The 19,535-nt window shown below is 59.1% G+C and carries 19 protein-coding genes and 2 pseudogenes; 4 read left to right on the forward strand and 17 right to left on the reverse strand.

What is annotated here, in order from left to right; translation table 11 throughout:
• Positions 1 to 2: 2 nt before the first annotated feature.
• The 5 genes and pseudogenes from GJ632_RS25770 to GJ632_RS05180 form a co-directional block, all read right to left on the reverse strand.
• Positions 3 to 398, reverse strand: a pseudogene (locus GJ632_RS25770) (hypothetical protein); the annotation flags it as partial.
• On the reverse strand, positions 398 to 1,309 hold the full coding sequence (locus GJ632_RS05165; protein WP_191452296.1) for a branched-chain amino acid ABC transporter permease: 912 nt from the start codon (positions 1,307 to 1,309) through the stop codon (positions 398 to 400). The gene GJ632_RS05165 and the pseudogene GJ632_RS25770, both read right to left, overlap by 1 nt.
• Before the next feature lie 3 nt (positions 1,310 to 1,312).
• Positions 1,313 to 2,500 (reverse strand): ABC transporter substrate-binding protein, encoded by a 1,188-nt coding sequence (locus GJ632_RS05170; protein ID WP_197427890.1) that lies wholly within the window; start codon positions 2,498 to 2,500, stop codon positions 1,313 to 1,315.
• A gap of 131 nt (positions 2,501 to 2,631) precedes the next feature.
• Positions 2,632 to 3,330: an ABC transporter ATP-binding protein gene (locus GJ632_RS05175; protein WP_191452298.1), complete on the reverse strand. Its 699-nt coding sequence runs from the start codon at positions 3,328 to 3,330 to the stop codon at positions 2,632 to 2,634.
• On the reverse strand, positions 3,330 to 4,157 hold the full coding sequence (locus GJ632_RS05180) for an ABC transporter ATP-binding protein (protein WP_191452299.1): 828 nt from the start codon (positions 4,155 to 4,157) through the stop codon (positions 3,330 to 3,332). The genes GJ632_RS05175 and GJ632_RS05180 overlap by 1 nt, the downstream gene beginning before the upstream one ends.
• A gap of 139 nt (positions 4,158 to 4,296) precedes the next feature.
• Between GJ632_RS05180 and GJ632_RS05185 the strand changes: the two genes are divergently transcribed.
• The 3 genes from GJ632_RS05185 (at position 4,297) to GJ632_RS05190 (ending at position 6,114) form a co-directional block, all read left to right on the forward strand.
• A complete protein-coding gene (locus tag GJ632_RS05185; protein ID WP_191452300.1) occupies positions 4,297 to 5,064 on the forward strand; it encodes an SDR family NAD(P)-dependent oxidoreductase in 768 nt (255 codons plus the stop codon).
• Positions 5,065 to 5,173: 109 nt separating this feature from the next.
• A complete protein-coding gene (locus GJ632_RS23095; RefSeq protein WP_231751349.1) occupies positions 5,174 to 5,344 on the forward strand; it encodes a hypothetical protein in 171 nt (56 codons plus the stop codon).
• On the forward strand, positions 5,335 to 6,114 hold the full coding sequence (locus GJ632_RS05190) for an ABC transporter permease (protein ID WP_231751350.1): 780 nt from the start codon (positions 5,335 to 5,337) through the stop codon (positions 6,112 to 6,114). The genes GJ632_RS23095 and GJ632_RS05190 overlap by 10 nt, the downstream gene beginning before the upstream one ends.
• 11 nt (positions 6,115 to 6,125) lie before the next feature.
• Here GJ632_RS05190 and GJ632_RS05195 read toward each other — a convergent pair whose 3' ends face one another.
• The 5 genes from GJ632_RS05195 to GJ632_RS05210 form a co-directional block, all read right to left on the reverse strand.
• Complete coding sequence (locus tag GJ632_RS05195; RefSeq protein WP_191452301.1) at positions 6,126 to 6,896, reverse strand: SDR family oxidoreductase; 771 nt, start codon at positions 6,894 to 6,896, stop codon at positions 6,126 to 6,128.
• A 107-nt stretch (positions 6,897 to 7,003) separates the two neighbouring features.
• Positions 7,004 to 7,864 carry an oligopeptide/dipeptide ABC transporter ATP-binding protein gene (locus GJ632_RS25200; protein WP_343161035.1) on the reverse strand — a complete coding sequence of 287 codons (861 nt, stop codon included), beginning with the start codon at positions 7,862 to 7,864 and terminating at the stop codon, positions 7,004 to 7,006.
• Entirely contained in the window at positions 7,783 to 8,013 is a 231-nt protein-coding gene (locus GJ632_RS23110) for a hypothetical protein (protein ID WP_231751351.1), read from the reverse strand. Before GJ632_RS23110 ends, GJ632_RS25200 begins: the two co-directional genes overlap by 82 nt.
• A complete protein-coding gene (locus GJ632_RS05205) occupies positions 8,010 to 9,047 on the reverse strand; it encodes an ABC transporter ATP-binding protein (protein ID WP_191452302.1) in 1,038 nt (345 codons plus the stop codon). Before GJ632_RS05205 ends, GJ632_RS23110 begins: the two co-directional genes overlap by 4 nt.
• Before the next feature lies 1 nt (position 9,048).
• Entirely contained in the window at positions 9,049 to 9,894 is an 846-nt protein-coding gene (locus tag GJ632_RS05210; protein ID WP_231751352.1) for an ABC transporter permease, read from the reverse strand.
• A gap of 180 nt (positions 9,895 to 10,074) precedes the next feature.
• On the opposite strand from GJ632_RS05210, the gene GJ632_RS05215 reads away from it, so the two are divergent.
• A complete protein-coding gene (locus GJ632_RS05215; RefSeq protein WP_191452304.1) occupies positions 10,075 to 11,811 on the forward strand; it encodes an ABC transporter substrate-binding protein in 1,737 nt (578 codons plus the stop codon).
• Between the two features lie 52 nt (positions 11,812 to 11,863).
• On the opposite strand, the pseudogene GJ632_RS05220 reads toward GJ632_RS05215, so the two are convergent.
• The 7 genes and pseudogenes from GJ632_RS05220 to GJ632_RS05250 form a co-directional block, all read right to left on the reverse strand.
• Positions 11,864 to 12,422 (reverse strand): annotated as a pseudogene (locus GJ632_RS05220) (aldehyde ferredoxin oxidoreductase N-terminal domain-containing protein); the annotation flags it as partial.
• 382 nt (positions 12,423 to 12,804) lie between these two features.
• The gene (locus tag GJ632_RS05225; protein WP_191452305.1) at positions 12,805 to 13,224 is read right to left on the reverse strand and encodes a Zn-ribbon domain-containing OB-fold protein; all 420 of its coding nucleotides are present in this window, start codon (positions 13,222 to 13,224) and stop codon (positions 12,805 to 12,807) included.
• Positions 13,224 to 14,204: a 3-oxoacyl-[acyl-carrier-protein] synthase III C-terminal domain-containing protein gene (locus tag GJ632_RS05230; protein ID WP_191452306.1), complete on the reverse strand. Its 981-nt coding sequence runs from the start codon at positions 14,202 to 14,204 to the stop codon at positions 13,224 to 13,226. Before GJ632_RS05230 ends, GJ632_RS05225 begins: the two co-directional genes overlap by 1 nt.
• Entirely contained in the window at positions 14,201 to 15,364 is a 1,164-nt protein-coding gene (locus tag GJ632_RS05235; protein WP_191452307.1) for a thiolase domain-containing protein, read from the reverse strand. The genes GJ632_RS05230 and GJ632_RS05235 overlap by 4 nt, the downstream gene beginning before the upstream one ends.
• Complete coding sequence (locus GJ632_RS05240; RefSeq protein ID WP_191452308.1) at positions 15,364 to 16,158, reverse strand: CoA-transferase subunit beta; 795 nt, start codon at positions 16,156 to 16,158, stop codon at positions 15,364 to 15,366. Before GJ632_RS05240 ends, GJ632_RS05235 begins: the two co-directional genes overlap by 1 nt.
• Entirely contained in the window at positions 16,155 to 17,072 is a 918-nt protein-coding gene (locus tag GJ632_RS05245; RefSeq protein WP_231751353.1) for a CoA transferase subunit A, read from the reverse strand. The genes GJ632_RS05240 and GJ632_RS05245 overlap by 4 nt, the downstream gene beginning before the upstream one ends.
• Before the next feature lie 794 nt (positions 17,073 to 17,866).
• The gene (locus GJ632_RS05250; protein WP_191452309.1) at positions 17,867 to 19,105 is read right to left on the reverse strand and encodes an RNA-guided endonuclease TnpB family protein; all 1,239 of its coding nucleotides are present in this window, start codon (positions 19,103 to 19,105) and stop codon (positions 17,867 to 17,869) included.
• Positions 19,106 to 19,535 lie beyond the last annotated feature (430 nt).

Here is a 19,535-nt window from a genome sequence, read left to right on the forward strand (position 1 = left end):
CGCTCGTTAAGAATGACGAGCCGGATAGTTTCTGCGAGACCCAAGGTCGCGATGGCAAGGTAGTCGTCCCGCAATCGGAGCGTCGGGATAGAGATGACGACGGCGACGATTGCGGATACAATGGCCGCAACGATGACTGCTGCTGGGAGAGGGATGGGGACTCCGGCGACGTCCAGCCAGAGATACGGGAGGTTGAATCCGAACGCTGTCTCTGCATTCGGTGCTCGTGCGACAATCGAGGCAGTATACGCTCCAATCGCCCAGAACGCAGCGACGCTGAAGTTGAACAGTCCCGTGTACCCCCACTGGAGATTCAGTCCAAGCGCAAGAATCGAATAGATGAGCGCAGTCGTGAGGAGGCTAAGCAGGAATGCAGCGGGACCCGTCACGAGCGCCATTAAGACCAACTCCCCCCGGCGATTCCGGTTGGTTTCACGAGCATAACCACGAAGAGGATGACGAACGCGACGGCTAGCCGGTAGCGTGCGCCGACGCCGGGGAGGAGAATACTCATCTCCTGTGCGACGCCGATAACGTACGCGCCAATCATCGCACCATATGGACTCCCGATGCCACCGAGGATGACTGCTGCGAAAACGAGCAGGAGTACGTCGAAGCCCATGCGCGGATAGAGGAGACCGCTCGTGACAGCGAGTGCGACTCCTCCAACTGCCGCCAGTCCGGCCGAGAGCACCCACGTGAGTCGGGTTACTTGCTCGGTGTCGATGCCAGTCACCTGTGAGAGAGACCGGTTAGCCGCTGTCGCGCGCATCGCGATACCCATCTTGGTCCGAGTAAGGACTAGATGGACGATAGCGACGCATACGAGTCCCAGTACAACGATGAGCACCGAATCACGGGTGACGAAGAGATCGAATCTGAACGTGGTGAATCCGAGCGGAAATCCGCCGTCAAGAACCGCTATACCACGTTCCAGTCCCAACCGGTATGACCGGGGTTCGCTCGTCCAAACCATACGGATCAGACTTCGCAGGACGAACGCGATTCCGACGGTCACGAGGAGTTTTGTCAATGACCCCGAATCGCGATGGATATGCAGAATGCTCCGGTCGATACTGACCCCGAGGAGTGCAGTAAGTCCGATCGTTACTGCACCCGCGAGAAGAAATGGAAGACCGAGGGTCACGTACAGTAGGTACGTGACGTACGCACTGACAGTTAGCAGCTCACCGTGTGCGAAATTTGCGAAGTTCCCGATTCCATAGAGGAGTGACAGGCCTACGGCGCCGAGAAGAATGATACTCCCGAATGCGACGCCGTCGAAGAGTACCTGAACTATACTAACCATCGTTTACTCCGTGTAGTCGATGAAGTCTCCCTCCTCGAAAGCCCCGTCGACGACTTCCCAGCGTCGGTACGAGCCAGGGACGTCGCCCCGCTGGTCAAGGTCGACGGAACCGCTTACCCCGTCGTAGTTAATTGGGTCGCCGTTCTCAAGTGCACTAATCGCATCTCCAATCTCTTTGTATGTATACGTCTCTCCCTCAGGTCGAGAGAGGGGGTAAACGGCCTGCTTGAGTGAGTCCGAGTCATACGAATCAGCGGCGACGGACGCGAGCCCGCACAGCACCGTCGTGTCGAAGTAGTAGGCCTCCCAGACGATCGGCTCTCGATCGAACTCGGCCTTGTTGTCTTCGATGAACTGCTGGTAGACACCCCGGTTCGTAGGCGGATTCGGTTGCGTCCCCATCATTCCGTTGATTGCTTTCCCATCGAGGTTATTTGTGACGTTCGCGCCACGAACTGTCTCGTTGGCGAAGTATCGAACCTCGTCTTTGATCCCCATTTCGTAGGCCTCCTTGGCCATGACAGTGAACGCCTTCGGGTATGCGATGAAGATGATTCCCTCGGGGTCCTGTGCTGTCGCGGAGTTCAGCTGTGACTTGTACGACGACTTGCCGGGCGCGTACCCGATCATTTCGTTGACGGTGCCACCCAGTTCCTCGTAGGACGCTTTGAACTCCTCGCTGATTGCAGTCCCAAAGTCGTTGTTGATGAAAATGACCGACGTAGAGTTCACGTCTTGTCCTGAGACAAGAGTCGCGAGTGCACGTGCCTGAAACTGCGTCGGAGGAGATCCGCGGAAGACGAGGTCATCATCATCGAGCGAGGAGATCTTGCTCGAGGTTCCGCCAGTCGCCATCAGCGTCTCATTCGGAATGGCGACAGAGCGGGCGACTGCAAGGGCGACGCCGCTCGAAAGGCCGGCGAACAGCATGGGCAGCCCCTCCTGGTTGACGAGTTTCTCGGCCGCGGTAACTCCGACGTTCGGTGCAGTCTGAGTGTCCTCATATGTCATCTTCAGACGCTCTTGATCCTCGTTGATGAAGCTCAGAGCGAATTCCGACTGTCGCTCGTAGTGTGCCCCGAATTCCGAGAGTTCTCCTGTCTGCGGAATCGCCGCACCGATAGTTCGGGTTCCTCCTCCCGAACCCAATCCTCCCATGCACCCCGAGACGGCGGCCGTTCCGATTGTCACGCTTGCGGCACTGGCTCGCAAGAAGGAACGGCGGCTCCTTCCGCAGTCATTGCTATTTGACACCATAACTCATTATTGACTCATATCACATATATAACTTTCTCAATACCGACCCGAAAGTGACCCGTGGATTACCCACCGAGGAATTCGCGGCGTACCTCCTCGTCACCAAGGAGTATGTCGCTGTCGTCCTCGTACCGATTGCGCCCTTGGGAAAGAACGTATCCACGTTCGGACCGCCGCAACGCTTCCTTGGCGTTCTGCTCGACCATCATAACGGCTGTCCCGGCGTCGTTAATCGCATCGATGCGGTCGAACATCTCGTCGACGAGGTCTGGAGCGAGTCCGGCTGACGGTTCGTCGAGTAGCAGGAGGTCCGGGTCGAGCATGAGTGCACGGCCCATCGCGAGCATCTGACGCTGGCCGCCACTCATCGTATGGGCCTTCTGGTCCTTTCGTTCCCGGAGGATCGGAAATCGGTTGAACACCATTTCCAATCGGTCCGCAGGAACCTCGTCGAGGATGAACGCTCCCATTCTGAGATTCTCCATAACCGTCAGAGGCGGGAATACGTTATCCACCTGTGGGACATAGGAGATGCTGTGTCTGATGATCTGGTCGGGAGAGAGGTTCGTGATGTCCGTCCCATTGAACCTGACCGCTCCGCCCATCGTCGTCGTCAGACCGAAGACGGACTTCATTAGCGTACTCTTGCCAGCACCGTTTGGACCTACAATAGCGACGAATCCGCCATCCTCGATGGTGAGATCGACATCGTACAGAATCTGGAGATCGCCGTATCCCGCATCTAACCCGGAAATATCTAGCATCAGGCTGACCCCCCGAGATACGCGTCGATGACCTGTTCGTCGTTCCGTACCTGGTCCGGTGTCCCCTGTGTGAGTATCGATCCCTGGTGCATCACAAGTACGTGCTCGCAGTTGTCCATTATGACCTCCATGTCGTGCTCGATAAGAAGAATCGTGTACCCATCTGCGTTCAGTTGCCGAAGGTGTTCCAAGAGTCGCTCCTGCAACGTCGGATTGACTCCTGCGAACGGTTCGTCGAGCAATAGGACGTCCGGATCGGTCATTAGGGCACGTGCGAGCGCAAGGAGCTTTCGCTGCCCTCCCGAAAGGTTCTCCGCCCGTTCCGAAGCGAGGTGTTCGATGTCGAAGAGGCTCATCATTTCTCGTGCTCGCTCTTTCACGCTGTCTTCCTCCACGGTGACCCTCTTCCGGAGTCCCGGAAGGACCGAGTAGAGGAAGTTCTCTCCGGTCTGGTTTTGAGGAGCGATAGTGAGGTTCTCTTCGACAGTCATCTGTGCCAGTTCGCGTGGTGTCTGAAACGTCCGGACAAGGCCGCGTTCCACCAACTGATACGGATGGAGGCCGCTCACGTCCTGCCCGTAGAGGGAAACAGTGCCGGCGTCCGCCTCGGTGAACCCTGTTACGAGGTCGAAGGTAGTCGACTTGCCCGCACCGTTCGGACCGATGAGTCCGGTCAGCGAACCATCCTTGACATCGAAGGATGTACCGTTGACTGCCGTGATGCCACCGAACGACCGTCGCAACCCCTCAACGCTGAGCGCGACATCGTCGCGTCGACCCGGTGATACGGTAGTCGTCTCTCGGCTATCGGAAGCGTTCGAGGACATCTACTATGTGATAGGTGTTAGCGGACCGTATATAGGTATCGTCTGAAGAACGAGGTACGCCTCTGTCGTCACAGTGATCCGCCGCCGTCAGAGCGACCAAGTCCGATGATTTATCACATCACCTCACGTTTCTCCGCTGATGTCTGTACTCGATCAGTTCGCACTCGACGGCAAGAATGCGATCGTCACTGGCGGCAGTCGCGGCATTGGAAGAGCTATCGCAGAGGCTCTAGCGGACGCCGGCGCAAACGTCGTCATCGCCAATCGCTCTTCGGATGACTGTCAGGAGGCCGCGAGCGAGATTAGCGACTCCACGGGTGTCCAATCGCTTGCTGTCCCGACCGACGTGACGGACGAATCGTCTGTCAAGCACCTCGTCGACCGAACAGTCGAAGAGTTCGGCGGCATTGACGTCCTGATCAACAACGCGGGAATCGCAACGGTCGCACCTGCCGAGACGAAGACACTCGAAGACTGGCAGAAGACGGTCGACACGAACCTGACAGGGGTATTTTTGTGCTCGAAACACGCCGGCCGGGTGATGAGAGAGGGTGACGGAGGAGTAATCCTCAATATTTCCTCAATCACTGCTCGTGTCGCCGACCCAGACGCCTCCCATGTCGACTACCACGCCTCGAAGGGTGGCGTTGAGGCGTTCACTCGACAACTCGCGACCGAGTGGGGCAACGACGATATCCGCGTGAACGCTCTCGCCCCGGGAATCGTTCAGACCGACATGTCTACCGGGGATTCTGCGGTGGATGCACGACGGCGAGACCGCATCCCCTTAGGGTCGCTCGCTTGCCCAGACGACCTTGCTGGTGCGGCAGTGTTCCTCGTCTCCGATGCCGCATCGTACGTGACCGGTGAGACCCTGACTGTTGACGGCGGCTATCTCGCAACGTAGTCCTCGAACACCGAATGTTTAACTTCCGTCGGGCGAGTCATCGTATAGACGTTATGACGCTATCCCGTCAGCCCCGAGTTCGACGATCAGCTCGCCTTGAGGTGAGATTATGCTGAAATACACGATCAGACGTATACTCTTGACGATTCCAATACTTCTTGGAGTCACTGCCGTGACGTCTGCACTCGTCTATCTCGCACCCGGGAACCCAGCGCGTATCGCGCTCGGACAGGCGCCTCGGCCGAAGCGGTACGAGAACTCGAACGAGAGATGGGATTGAACCAGCCGTTCCACCTCAGATACATCGACTGGCTCTGGGGCGTTCTGCATGGGGACCTCGGTTCATCCCTCGAGAACGGACAGCCGGTGCTCCAACTCATTCTTGAGCGGTTGCCCGCCACGCTCGAACTAGCCGTTGCTTCGATGGCGATAATGCTCGTTATCGCGCTCCCCCTTGGCGTCATCAGTGCCGTGAGGCAGCACTCTTGGGTCGACCGCGGTTCGATGTTCTTCGCCATCTTCTGGATTTCGATGCCGTCGTTCTGGCTCGCCCTCATTCTGCTGCTTCTCTTCGCCGTCCGCTGGGATGTTTTCCCGATTTCCGGTCGAGCTGGCGCGCTATTTTCTCTAACCGGTCTCTCGTATCTCGTGCTTCCGGCGATATCGAACGGTGCGCGACGCGCCGGACTCCTCACTAGGATGACGCGGTCGTCCATGTTGGAGATCCTCAATGAAGACTACATCCGAACTGCCCGTGGGAAGGGCATTGGTCGACGGTCAGTCGTCTATACGCACGCAATGCGAAACGCGATGATCCCGATCATCACTCTCATCGGTCTTCAGGTGCCGACTCTCATCTCCTCGTCGGTCATCATCGAGACGGTTTTCGCTTGGCCAGGACTCGGTCGGATGCTTGTCGGTGCCGTAGAGCGGCGGAACTATCCCGTTGTGCAAGGGATTGTTCTCTTCTACTCGCTCATTGTCATCATCTCGAATCTGGTCGTCGACGTTGCATACAGCTACTTCGACCCGCGAATCAAGTACGACTGACGACGTCGTTTTCAGGTATTCACTTCACCGCCGTCGACGAGTAGAGAGGTCGCATTGACGTATGACGCGCGGTCGCTGGCTAGGTAGGCAACGGCGTCCGCGATTTCTTCGGGCTTTCCGAACCGGTCTAGCGGAACCGTTTTCCTCGCTTCAGTTCCTGCCTCCGTCCCCAGCAGATCCAGATCTTCGACGTTCATCTGCGTCTCGATAGTACCAGGGTGGACTGCGTTCACCCGCACCCCTCGGTCTCCGAGTGCATCACCGAGTGAGTACGTTAGCAACGTTACAGCGCCCTTCGTAGTGGCGTACGCGGCGAGCGCTCCGCTCCCTTTGAGGCCGAGCGTACTGGAGACATTGACGATTGCACCCCCCTCTCCCGCAATCATTCGCTCTGCGGCGATCTGACTCCCGAAGAAGGTCCCTCGCACATTCACATTCAGGAGTCTGTCGAATTCCTCGGCTGAGATGTCTAGGAAGGGCGTGTCAGTAAGAATGCCTGCGTTATTCACCATCACATCAACGCCGCCAAATATATCGGCGGCATCGACAGCGGCCTCTAAATCCGATCTGTTAGTGACGTCGCACTTGACGAAGCGGGCGTCGCGAGCCGTCTCGTCACGAATTATTTCGTGGGTCGGTGCTCCACCCTCTCGGGGAGTCTCTCGGATATCGGCGACGACGACGTCCGCCCCGTCCGCAGCGAGTGTCCGAGCAATTGCGCGTCCATTACCACTTGCTGCACCGGTAACCACGGCAGTTCGATCCGCCAATAGTGGTGACATACACGTCTTCGTCTCGTGCTGTCCGCAAATAGGTTGCGCGTCCAGTCAGACTCATCGGCAGCCGTCTAGCGTGCGCGTAGAATAGCGGAACGAACGTGTGCTTTCTGTCAGTCGTAGTGATGGCAGGCGCACACGTGCTCAGGGCCTTCGATACGACGGAACTCGGGGTCCTCTTCCTCACACATATCTCCGATGTAGTCCTGACACCGTGTATGGAATCGGCAACCAGCTGGCGGATTCTCCGGACTCGGAACACTCCCTTCAAGGACGATTCGGTTAGTGTTCACGCCAGCGTCGGCACGCGGAACCGACGAAAGGAGCGCCTTCGTATACGGATGTTTTGGATCGTCGAACAGCCGATCAGTCGGCGCGACTTCCCCTAACCGTCCCAAGTACATGACCATTACCCGGTCACAGACGTGGCGGATGACAGAAAGGTCGTGACTGATGAACAGATAGGTCAGGTCGTACTCGTCTTGTAGGTCGTCCAAGAGATTCAGAATGTTCGCTTGAACACTGACGTCGAGCGCACTCGTCGGCTCGTCTGCAACGACCAATTGCGGCTTCACGGCGAGAGCACGAGCGATCGCGATCCGCTGCTGCTGTCCGCCCGAGAACTCGTGCGGCGCGCGAGAGAGGTGTTCCTCGCCAAGCCCAACCTCGTCTATGAGTTCGTGGACGCGGGCGTCCCGTTCTTCGCGGCTCCAGTCTGTGAGAAACCGCATCGGTTCGGCGATTATCTGTTTCGTACTCATTCGAGGGTTGAGACTCGATGCCGGATCTTGGAAGATTATCTGGATGTCTCGTCGGAGTTCACGCATGCGGGCGTCGGAGGCATCGGTGACCTCCTCACCGCGGAACGTGACGCTCCCACCGGTCGCTTCTTCTAAGCCGACGACTGTCCGGCCGAGCGTCGATTTGCCACACCCCGATTCGCCGACGAGACCGAGCGTCTCACCGGCGTCGATGTCGAGTCGACGCCGTCGACTGCCTGAACCTGTCCGACCGTTCGGTTCAGAATACCTCCTTTCACCGGGTAGTACTTCTGGAGGTTGCGAACGGAGAGGAGAGCGTCCGAGGTACTCTCACGAGCCTCAAGGATATCGGCTTTGCTCATTGTCCCCACTCCCGTTGTTCCGCGACTTCATCAGGGACATTCCACGGTGGGCTCTCAGCACTGACATCAGTATAGAGATGACAAGCGACTCCATGCTGATCCTCTCCGACTGACGCGAGTTCTGGAACGGTCGACTGACAGGGTTCTCCGTGGCTCTCTGGGCATCTGGAGGCAAAGGGGCACCCCTGTGGTGGATCAAGGAGGTTCGGTACTGAGCCCTCGATGACGGAAAGTCGGCCAGGGGTCCCTTCGAGACTAGGTATGCTCTCTACGAGCCGGCGAGTGTAGGGGTGTAATGGTGAATCGAACAGGTCGTCGACGGAACACGTCTCTGCAACGCGGCCAGCGTACATTACTGCAATCCGATCGGCGATCTCACTAACGACCGGGAGGTCGTGCGTGATGAAGACGATACTCGTGTCAAAGTCTGTCCGCAAATCCCGGAGAAGATCCATGATCTGCGCCTGGATGGTCACGTCGAGCGCTGTTGTCGGTTCGTCGGCGAGGAGGAGTTTGGGTTCGGTGATTAGTGCCATCGCAATCATCACGCGCTGTCTCATCCCACCAGACAGTTCGTGTGGATACTCACCCATAATCCGCTCAGCGTCAGCGAGACCACAGTCATCAAGCATCTCGATCGCCCGCTCGCGCGCAGCAGCCTTCGAGATGTCGCGATGAGCCAAGAGCGGTTCCGTGAGTTGACGACCGATAGTGAGGACTGGGTTAAGTGAACTCATTGGGTCTTGGTAGATCATCGAGATGTCGTCCCCTCGGATCTGATCGAGTTCAGACTCGGACATCGAAAGGAGTTCCTCACCGTCAAAGCGGACACTTCCTTGGACTACTTCTGCGGGCGGGGTCTGGAGTAACCCGATAACCGAGAGCATCGTCACAGTTTTTCCACACCCAGACTCTCCGATCACACCTAGTACTTCGTCACGACCAACTGTCAGATTTACACCGTTTATTGCTTCTACGCGCCCTTCTTCTGTGTGGAAGTGTACGTGCAGGTCTTCTATTTCGAGTAGCGACATCTTACAGCTCCGATTGTCGGGGGTCGAGTGCGTCTCGGAGACCGTCTCCAAGCATATTGAAACCGAACACTACAGCCATAATCGCGAGTCCCGGGAACGTCGATATCCACCATGCAGAGGATAGTTCTCCCCGGCCGGCAGCTACGAGTGCGCCCCATTCCGGCGTCGGTGGGTGAACGCCCATCCCGAGGAACGAGAGGCCAGCACTCCAGAGGATGACTGAGGGAATAGTAAGCGTCCCGTAGACTACGATGCTCGACATAACGTTGGGCAGGATGTGCCGAAGGATGAGGTAATAGTCAGGAACACCAGCCGCTTGTGCGGCATCGACGTACTCCTCTTCCATGACACTCTTTACGTCACCGCGAACCAGTCGTGCGAACCCTCGCCATCCGACGAGACTTATCGCGATTATCAGTGGTGTCAGGCCCCCACCCATCATGCCCGCAATAGCGAGGGCGAGGACAACACCCGGTATCGAGAGACTGATATCCACGAGTCGCATGATGAGCGATTCGACGATACCGCCATAGTAGCCAGCGACGAGACCGAGACCAACGCCGATGACCATCTGAATACCGACGATGACGACACCAAGAAACACCGCGTACCGTGATCCGAAAATGATCCGAGAGAGGACGTCGCGTCCGAGAGTATCGGTGCCGAGCGGATGTGCGACACTTGGTGATTCTGTGAGCGCGGAGTAGTTCTGTGCCGCTGGATCGTACGGGGCTACAACCGGTGCGAATATCGCCGTCACGATGAGAGCGACAACGATGACCAGTCCAACGACTGCAGAGCGGTTGTCGAGGATACGCTTTGCGACGCGCCATTCCTTCGAACCCATGATTCGACCGCTTGCATCGGTCTTCTGATTTTGAGTTGCCATACTATTTCTAGGCTGTCTCATCCTACAGTCTGCCCCTCTTAAGGTAAATATTGTGGTGTGAGCTGTCGTGCTACACACGTCTACGAGTGGCAAAGAAATATATATACAGACTATCATCATCTGAGTGCGTCACTGCCTATGAGCGACCAAACTAGCGATACGGAAGGTACGAATAGACGACGGATCTTACAGACTCTTGGGGCTGGGGCGGCATTCGGACTTGCCGGATGCGCCTCGTCCAACAACGACGGTTCACAGGGTGGAACGGAAGCCACGACAGAGAGTACAGATGCGGGCGGCTCAACCGAAACGGACAACGACACCGAAACAGACTCCAGTTCAGGAGGGAACTCGAAGACATTCAATTTCGCTCTTGGGAGCGAGCCGACCACGCTCGACACCCATAAGGCGAACCGAGTCCCGGAACAACTCGTGCTTCAGACGATTACGGAGCCACTCTTCCGTCTGACGCCGGATAAAACTGCGGCGCCGCATCTCGTTTCGGAGTACGATCGTTCGAGTGACGCTACTACGTTTACGCTCACTCTCGAACAAGGCAGAACGTTCCACAACGGCGAGGAACTCACCGGTGAGATAGCTGCGTGGAACCTACAGCGATTCGTCAACAAGGGGAAGAACGCGTACGTCGTCGGGAGCCCGGCGAACATCGAGGCAACTGGCGAGTACGAACTCGAAGTCAGCTACGAGGAGCCAAAACCTCGACTACCGATTCTCCTCACGAACTGGTATACGGGGATGGTTTCGCGGAAGGCAGTCGAATCTGCCGGAGACGACTATGGAACTGGGACTGTCGTGGGGACGGGGCCGTTCAAATTCGAGAACTGGGAGAGCGGTTCGGCGATCAACGTCACACGCTACGAAGACTATGACTGGGGGGTCGACTATGGACTGAATCAGGGACCGGCAAACGTAGCTGAGGGTCACTTCACAATCATTCCGGAGTCAACCACGCGGGTCAGCGAGTTGACTAACGGGACCGTACACGGAAGTTCCTACGTTCCGCTGTCGAGTGCAGACCAAGTGAGCAATTCTAACAACGCGACGCTCCACGAGACAGCGTTCCCCTATCCTGCGTACTTCCCGTTGAACATGCAGAAAAAGCCGACTGACGACATTCGGGTCCGGAAGGCAATCGCACACGCGATTCAGCGGAATCCCATCGTAGAGGCAGCGCTTGGGGGCCACGGGACGCCCATCTGGGGCCTCGCTCCGCCCATCTCAGTCAACGGTCTCTCCGAGTCTCGGGCCAAAGAAGTTGGATATACCTACAACGTCGAGAAGGCCCGTTCGCTCCTCGATGAGGCTGGCTGGACTAACTCCCAGCAGGGCCAGATTCGAACGAAAAACGGCGAAAAGCTCGAGATCACGCAGCTGGGGTTCGCCCTCGACCAGTGGTCGACGCAGGCGAAAGTTGCACAGGCGCTCCTGAAGGAAGTCGGCATTAAAGTAAACGTACTCGTCGTCGAGGGCGGGACGTTCTACAACAAGCTCGAGAATCAAGAATATCACACTATCACGGGTGGTACATCGGCGAACTACGCTGTGGACTTCCTCACCTCGGCATTCCACAGCAAGAACCTCGCATCGGAAGGAGGGTACAACGTCTCGATGCTCGATAGCGACAAAATGGATTCGCTCATCGATGAAGCGAAGACGTCTCCGAATCAGGAAGCGCGGGTGAATGCCGTCAAAGAGGCACAGGAATACTTGCTGAATCAGGCTGCCGCGGTGCCGATAATGACCGTTAACAGAGTGTATTCCCACAAAAACAGTGTGGGGAACTTGGATACGTTCCTGGACCACCCCTGGTACCCGGTCCAGTATTACCTGCACTGGACGGACGTAACGCTGTAACCGTCCCACAACCGGCCCTTTCATCCTCGCTCGGAGCTTTTCCCCGGAGTCCCGGATCTTCCGTCTCAACTCCGCGTTCTTCGTCTTTCGTTGGAATCTTACACGCAAAGGCACAGGCGGAACACGTCCCTATTTTGTACTTCTTCGATTCGACAGCGGCGCCGTTGATCCCCTCGGCACCCTCGAAGGTCCGTTCAGAAAAGTTAGGAGGGAAGCCCTTCGACCTCGTTTGCCAGGCCCATTACGGCGACCGCACCTGGCGTTTCGTTATCTGATCAGTGGTGGCCGCGTCCCAATGAACGTCTATCTGAATGAGTTCGATGGCGACGTACCCGGTCGCAACAAAGTTCCGTGGCAGGAATCCCCCGGCATTGAATGAAAGAAGTCCGCCAGTCAGCGGCGAGACAGCTGTCTCGTTCATCCGACCGGTGAAGCTCGTGTTCGAGGATTGCATCGGGCCGGTCGTGAGAGACACCGGTGCTCAACACCGAGCGGATCAGCATCGAATGGTATGCGCTCACGGCTAGTCGTGTCACGGCGCCACGACCGCCAAGAAACGATTCGAGGACGTTTTCGAGAGTAAGATGCACAAAAGAATTATATCGTGATATACCGTACGTAGACGCGTCTCCCAAAGTGGAGAAAGATGAGCGACCTACACCCAGACGCGATATCAACCATGTCAGGGGGTGGGCTACTTCTGGGTTGTAGTGAGACGGTACGCCTACCGCTCCCCCACCCTGAGCCCGAACAGCCACGGGCGCATACCGAACCGTTGGGTTCGCCACTCACGGTTCCTAGCGGGTCGGACGTTCGACTACGCCCGACCCGCGTAGACTCTCCTGTTAGACAGCCATCCGTTCGTGGATATCCACGTTATGAGATCCCTGGGCAGATGTTCTTTCGACGCGTAGATTCGTCGAAAGAGCCCGTTTGCGCCCTGTGGTCCACTATCGATCCAGCGTCAACTCAGACACGACAGGGTAGGGAGGGTCAGTCGTCCGCGGGAGCGAACTTGAAGCCGTAGCGGACGACGCCCTCCTCTTCGTAGATGCGCCGGATCTCCCCCGAGACCGGCATCCCGATCTCGACCTCGTCGGGGTCTACGTCCGTCACCTGCGCGGTGATCCGCGGTCCCTCAGCCAGCTCGACCACCGCGACGACGTACCGACCCTCCGCGCGCGCCTGGCCCGCGAACTCCGGTGGGGCGCCGCCCGGCGACAGTACCGTGTACGAGTATATCTTGCCCCCGCCCGAGAGGTCGACCGTCTCGAACTCGTCGTTGCGACAGTCCGGACAGGCGGCTTTCGGCGGGAACGCGACGGTACCGCACTCTGTACAGCGTTCGCCCTCGAACGCCAGTCGCTGCCCCACCGTCCGCTCGTACATCGGAATCGAAATGTGCGCGCCCATCAGTCGCTCACCTCCCGCAACCGCACGTACTCCGGATAACTCAGTTCGCTCGTCGCGTCGAGGGCCTCGTCGACCCCCGCGTCCGCATCCGCGTCGGCAACGCCGTCGGTCGTCTCGAAGACGAACGCGCTCGCTCCGTGACCGTAGCCATACCCCGAGACCAGAACGGTCTCGCCGGAGTCCGCAGCGTCCAGCGCCGCCGCGAGGCCGAGAAGCGGCGACGTCGCACCGGCGAAACCCAAGCGCTTGACGATGAACCCCGCGCTCATCTGGTCGCCGTCGAATCCGAGTCGCTTCCCGCCGCGCCACGACATCTTCACGTCGTCCTGCGGAAGCACTACGTGGTCGACATCCTCGACCGACAGGCCCGCGTCGGCGAGCGCTCCGTCGACCGCCGAGGAGAGCGCCTTGACGAACCCCTCGGTCGTGTACCCGCCGAGTCCGAGGTCCGTCACCTCGCCGTCCGACCGAAACTTCGCCGGGAGGTACGCGTCGACGTAGTGGGCGCTGCCAACGACCCTCGCGAGGACGTCATCACTACCGGTCGCGAAGGCCGCTCCGCCCGCCCCCATGATGTGGTCCCCCCCGTCGTCGAGCGGTGCCGTCGGCGCGTCGGCCGCGACTACGAGGCCGCCGTCGAACACCAGTGCGGCGTCCAGCGCTTCCAGTCCCGCCTTCCACGACGAACCGAACTCCAGCGTTCGGCATCGCCCGTCGAGGCCCAGTGTCCGGGCGACGGGACCGCTCGCGAGCGACCCAGGTTGCGGCGGGGTTGTGGTCGCGACGGCTAGCGTTCCCGCGCCATCGACATCGACGTCCGCGGCCGCTTCCGTCGCCATCGTGACCGCGTCCTCGTCGTACGCCGGGACCACCTTCCGGTCGATACGCGCCTCGCAGCGACCCCACATCTCTTCGATTGTGTCCGCGCAGAGGTGATAGGTGGGGACGCAGACGCCGTAGTCCGTGATACCGCGCGTCATCGCGCCACCTCGTAGACGAACACCGTCGCCGCGCCGCCGGATCCGCCGACGTTGTGCGACAGCGCCACCTCGCCGTCGACCTGTCTGTCACCCGCCTCGCCCCGCAACTGCTCGAACACCTCGACCACCTGCCCGATTCCCGTCGCGCCGAGGGGGTGGCCCTTCGCCTTCAGCCCCCCGCTCGTGTTCACCGGCAGGTCCCCGTCGCGGGCCGTCCGCCCCTCCTCAACGAGGCGCCACCCTTCGCCGCGGTCTGCGAACCCGAGGTCCTCGTACGCGAGGAGTTCAGCGATAGTGAAGCAGTCGTGAACCTCTGCGAAGTCGACTTCCGCAGGCGTCCGACCCGCACGGTCGTACGCAGCGTCTGCGGCCTCCCGGACCGCCGACAGCGAGGTAATGGTCTCGCGGTCGTGCAGCGCGAGATAGTCGCTCCCACCGCCGAACCCGGTTATGTAGACCGGGTCGTCCGTGTACCGGTGGGCCTCGTCGGCCGGCACCACGAGAGCGCAGGCCGCTCCGTCCGTAGTCGGGCAGGCGTCGTAGAGGTTTAGCGGGTCCGCTATCTCCGGTGCGCCCGCCGCCTTCTCAACGGACACCTCCCGCTGGAACTGCGCTTTGGGGTTCAACGCGCCGTTCTCGTGGTTCTTCACCGCGACCTTCGAGAGATGGTCGTGCTCGGCGTCGGTCTCCGCGAGGTAGCGCTGGGCGACGATGGCGTAGACGCCCGCGAACGTCATCCCCGCGAGGCGCTCGTATTCGGTGTCGCCGCTGACGCCCAGCCAGTACTTCGAGCGATCGCCGCTGAGGTCGAGCATCTTCTCGACGCCCGACGCGATGACGGCGTCGTGGATGCCCGAACCGACCGCCTGCACCGCGTTCAGGAGCGCGAACCCACCTGAGGCGCAGGCGTTCTCGACGCGCTGGACGGGCAGGCCCGTCAGCCCGACGTGCGAGGTGAGCGACGCGCCCGTGATGCCGAGTTGGGAGCCGCCGACGCCGAGACTCCCCACGTGGGCCGCGTCGACCTCGTCGGGGTCGTATCCGCGGTCGACTGACTCGGCCATCGCGTCGTACGCCGTCGCAAACAGCTCCTTGATGCCCGAGTTGGGGTGCTCGCCGTATGTGCTCTGGCCCGCGCCGACGATTGCGACGTCGCGCATTAGTCACCACCGCCCGTGTAGATGCCGTCGGGGTCGAGTTCCTCGCGGATGAGCCGAATCTCGTCTTCGTCGGGCGTCGACGTCTCCGTCACGTCGTCGGCGAAGCGGAGCTCCCAGCCCGTCGCCTCCTGAACCTCCTCGCGGGTGACGCCGGGGTGGAGCGTCTCGACGTACATCTCGCCCGACTCGTCGAACTCCATGACCGCCTTGTCCGTGATAACCGTCTCGGGCCCACCTCGCAGACCGAGGTCCTCGCGGCCCTCGCGGCCGCCAACGTACCCCGGAGAGGTGACGAAGTCGACCTCCTCAGGGAACCGTCGCGCCTGATGGGGGGCAATGACGAGCGTCCGCTTGGCATTGCTCGCGATTTCACAGGCCCCACCACTGCCGGGCAGTCTGACCTTGGGGTCGTCGTAGTCGCCGATGACCGTCGAGTTGATGTTGCCCCGCTTGTCGATCTGCGCGCCGCCGAGGAAGCCGACGTCGATGCGACCGGCCTGGAGGTATCGACCGAACCCCTCGTACATCGGGACGATGCTACGGGCGCCCGTCGCGAGGACGGGGTCGCCGATGGAGAGCGGGAGCGCGTCCGGGTCCGAGTCGACCGTCCCCGACTCGTACACCATCTCGAGGTCCGGCGCGTGCGTCTGTTTCGCGAGGTTACACGCGAGATTCGGGACACCGACGCCGACGAGGACGGTGTCGTCGTTCCGCAGTTCGAGCGCGGCGCGGGTGATCATCAGTTCCGTGTCGGTGTACTCGGGGTCAGTGTCTGCGTAGTCAGAGTCGCTCATGCGTATCGCCCCACGTCGATGGGTTCGGCGTAGTCGTGAGTCGGTTCGAGGTTGAGAAGGCGGTTGACGCCGAGTTTCTCGACGTACTCGCGGCGGTTCTCGACGGCGTGGACCCACTCGTCGAGCCAGGCGAGCGTCGATTCGTGGGACTCAGAGACCTCCTCCCACTTGAGGTAGGCCTGGTTGTCGCGGCCGTAGTACCCCTGTGTGTAGGAAGGGTGCGAGCCGTAGGGTTCCTCGACGACGTAGTCGACGACCGTGCCGGGAATTTCGGTGCGGTTGGGGTCGCTGCGGAGGGTTTCGGTGTCGACGATCTCCTCGGCGCTGAGGACGACGGTGTCGGCGGCGAAGGCGGCATCTGTGACGTCGCCGGTGATGCCCCAGAGATGGGCGTCCCCCTCTGGACTGGCCCGCTGGGCCCGAACGATAGCAACGTCGGGGGTCAGCGGGGGGACGACGGCCACCTCGTCGTCGGGGTCGTAGGGATTCTGGACGGTCCGGATGTGGTCGTTATGGTCAGGGAGACTCGACCCGAGGAACGTTCGAACCGGGACGAACGGCATGTCTCGCGCGCCTGCGAAGAGACGCGAGACGAGACCGAAGTGGGAGTACTCGTCGATCTCGATTTCGTTCGGGACGCCGTCCTCGACGGCGCGGCGGAACGCGCGGAGACTGCCGACGCCGGGGTTGCCTGCCCACGAGAAGGTGACCGCCGAGGCACAGCCGGCGGCGATCATCTGATCGAAGACGAGGTCAGGCGTCGCGCGGATGAGATGCAAGTCCTCGTAGCCCTGTCTGATGATCTCGTGACCGGCGGCGAAGGGGATTAGGTGGGTAAAGCCCCCGAGGTAGACGCTGTCGCCCTCCTCGACGGAGTCTGAGATGGCTGTAGTCAAGTCTGCTTTTTTCGTCATCGTTTGCCACTTGGCGATAGTCCTATTTTTATCTTCTCACGGACGGGGGCGAATTCGCTTCTATCTGTCCTCATACCTGCTCCCCTTACACAGTAGTTTTCTCAGTTCCCGTCTTGAGAGGTGTCGGGAACTTGGTCGGTGATATTCTGGCTCTCTTCGCTTCTAGTGTTGCGACACTGTCGGTTTCCCTCGTCAATGGGGCCGAGTCCTGCCGCTTGTCTCCTAAGAGACACACCACAGACAATATCGTTTCCTACTATCGAATGTATAATTCTTATTGGCGAACAGATGTGGGAACAGGCCCCTTATCAGAGAGAGTTCTGTTCTCCCAGAAACCGCTTTCACCAAACCCGCCCACTCAAATTGCCTCCTCGAATGATGCGAAATCTCCTCCTGACGAGTTTCTCATCAGCGAACAAAAGTGGAAACGCAGCCGGAGGGAGTGAAAAGACCCGGGAGACGGGGAGACTCATCAGATCTCGAGCGGTTCTACCTCGAATACACTCCCAGGCGGAAAGCGACCTTGTGTCCCACCTACACATATTCCATTACACTACTAAAATTGTAAGCTATAGAGCTGTCAGCGACAAAAGAAGGTGTCACAGTAAGTCTGTTCTAAGGGGCTACCGAGAGATTACCACTCAAATCGGTCGACCCCTCGCTCAAAGTAATGGAGGAACATAGCGACTCTACGTCCGAAAATTAGAAATGTCTCTTACTGAATCGCGTGTTCTAGCCTGTTCGCCATCAAGAAACAATTTTTCCAATAGACTCACACAGTGAACTACCCCACCCTACCGCTCGCCTGACGGTTCGCGCTTGAGGGTGGGGCTTCCTGCTTCGATGACGCGCTTTGCAGGAACCGAAATGGTTCCCGTAGGGAGCGCAGTCTCCACAGGCGTTGCTTCGGAGCGTCCCGCTCCTAACTGCTTGATACCGCGAGAGAGAATATTCCACGCCGCGTTCCAGTCCCTATCAGCGGTGAAGCCACACGACGGACAGGAGTGTTCGCGGACCCACAATGGCTTGTCGCTTTTCACTCCACACGCGGCACACTCTTTGGTCGTATTCCGTGGGTCAACCGAGATGAAGTGTGTTCCTTCTCGTTCGCACTTGTATTCGAGCATCCGAAGAAAAGTACCCCATGCGGCGGATGCTCTGTTACGCGAGTTTGAGTTGAACTGCATCATCCCCTTCACGTTCAGGTCTTCGACCGCTACGAGGTCGTACTCCTGAGCGTAGTAGTTCGAGAGTTTGTGCAAGAAGTCGCGGCGCTTCCGTCGGAGGTCGGCGTGACACTCTGCAACGCGCCGTCGTTGCTTCTCGTAGTTGTTCGACCCGTGCTGTTTGCGCGAAAGTTTCCGTTGCTCGCGCTCCAACCGTTCGCGCTCGTCGGAGAGGTCAAGCGACCCGACCACCGTGCCGTCCGTATCGTGGGCGTACTTAAGAATCCCTACGTCGATGCCGACGCACTTCTCAGGGTTCTCAGGCGGTTCAGGCGGTTCTCGGTCCATTTGGACGCCGAACGTGGCGAACCACTCGCCCGTCGGCTCCTTCTTGACTGTGACTTGTTTGAGTTTGGCGTCATCGGGGATGGCGCGGTGGAGCCGTATCGGGATGTCCGCGAGTTTCGAGAGTGACAGGACAGTCTGACCGCCCTTCTTGTCGAGCTTGAAGCCAGACTGACTGTACGTGAAACTTCGGAACTCCCGTGGCGGCTTCCACTTGAGTTGACCGACGCCGTAGCCGTTTTCTTTGAGCTTTGAGAGTCCTTTGAGGTTGTCGAACAGCCGTTCCACAACGGTTTGGAGAACCTTCGAATACACGTCAGAGAGACCGTCCCACCACGCCTTGAGGTCAGGAAGTTCCGACCGAAGCGTGGTCATGGACGGCAGTTCGCCGTGTTCGTCTTGGTACTCGTCGAGGCGGTAGAGTGTGTGGTTGTAGAGTTGCCTACAAATGTCTCGGTGTCGGTCCAACTCCTCATGGTGGGCGTCGGACGGCTTGAGACGGTATTTGTAGGCGTAGTACATCCGTTACTCTCGTTCCTCAATTAGCTCGTCCAACTGCTCTCGAACGAACGACGAGAGATTGAGGTGTTGGTCCTCAATCCACTCGTCTTGGTCCTCCCGAATGGTGATTGTCTTCCGTTTCACTGTAATGCACACCATGCACGTTTTGCGTATAATAGCTTCGATTGCGTGGGCCTGTGGACCGAGTGCCGAACGTGTATGAGAAAACGTGCGGCGCTGTATCCCCTCCCTACTCGCTCCCTCCGGTCGCTCCTTGAGGGAGGGGGCTTAGCGCCTACTTTCAGCTAAAGCGAGTGTGAAATGTGTGACGGACAGGAAGGTGCGGCTTCGCGAGTGGTTTTAGAACCAAGGGCCTAACCGGGTTAACCGGGTTCCTTGGGAAGGGCCAATTCCGGGAATTCCGGGAATTGGGTTAACCAAGGGCCTTAAC

It is taken from the genome of Halogeometricum sp. CBA1124 (genome assembly GCF_009741955.1).
Taxonomy (GTDB): Archaea; Halobacteriota; Halobacteria; order Halobacteriales; family Haloferacaceae; genus Halogeometricum; species Halogeometricum rufum.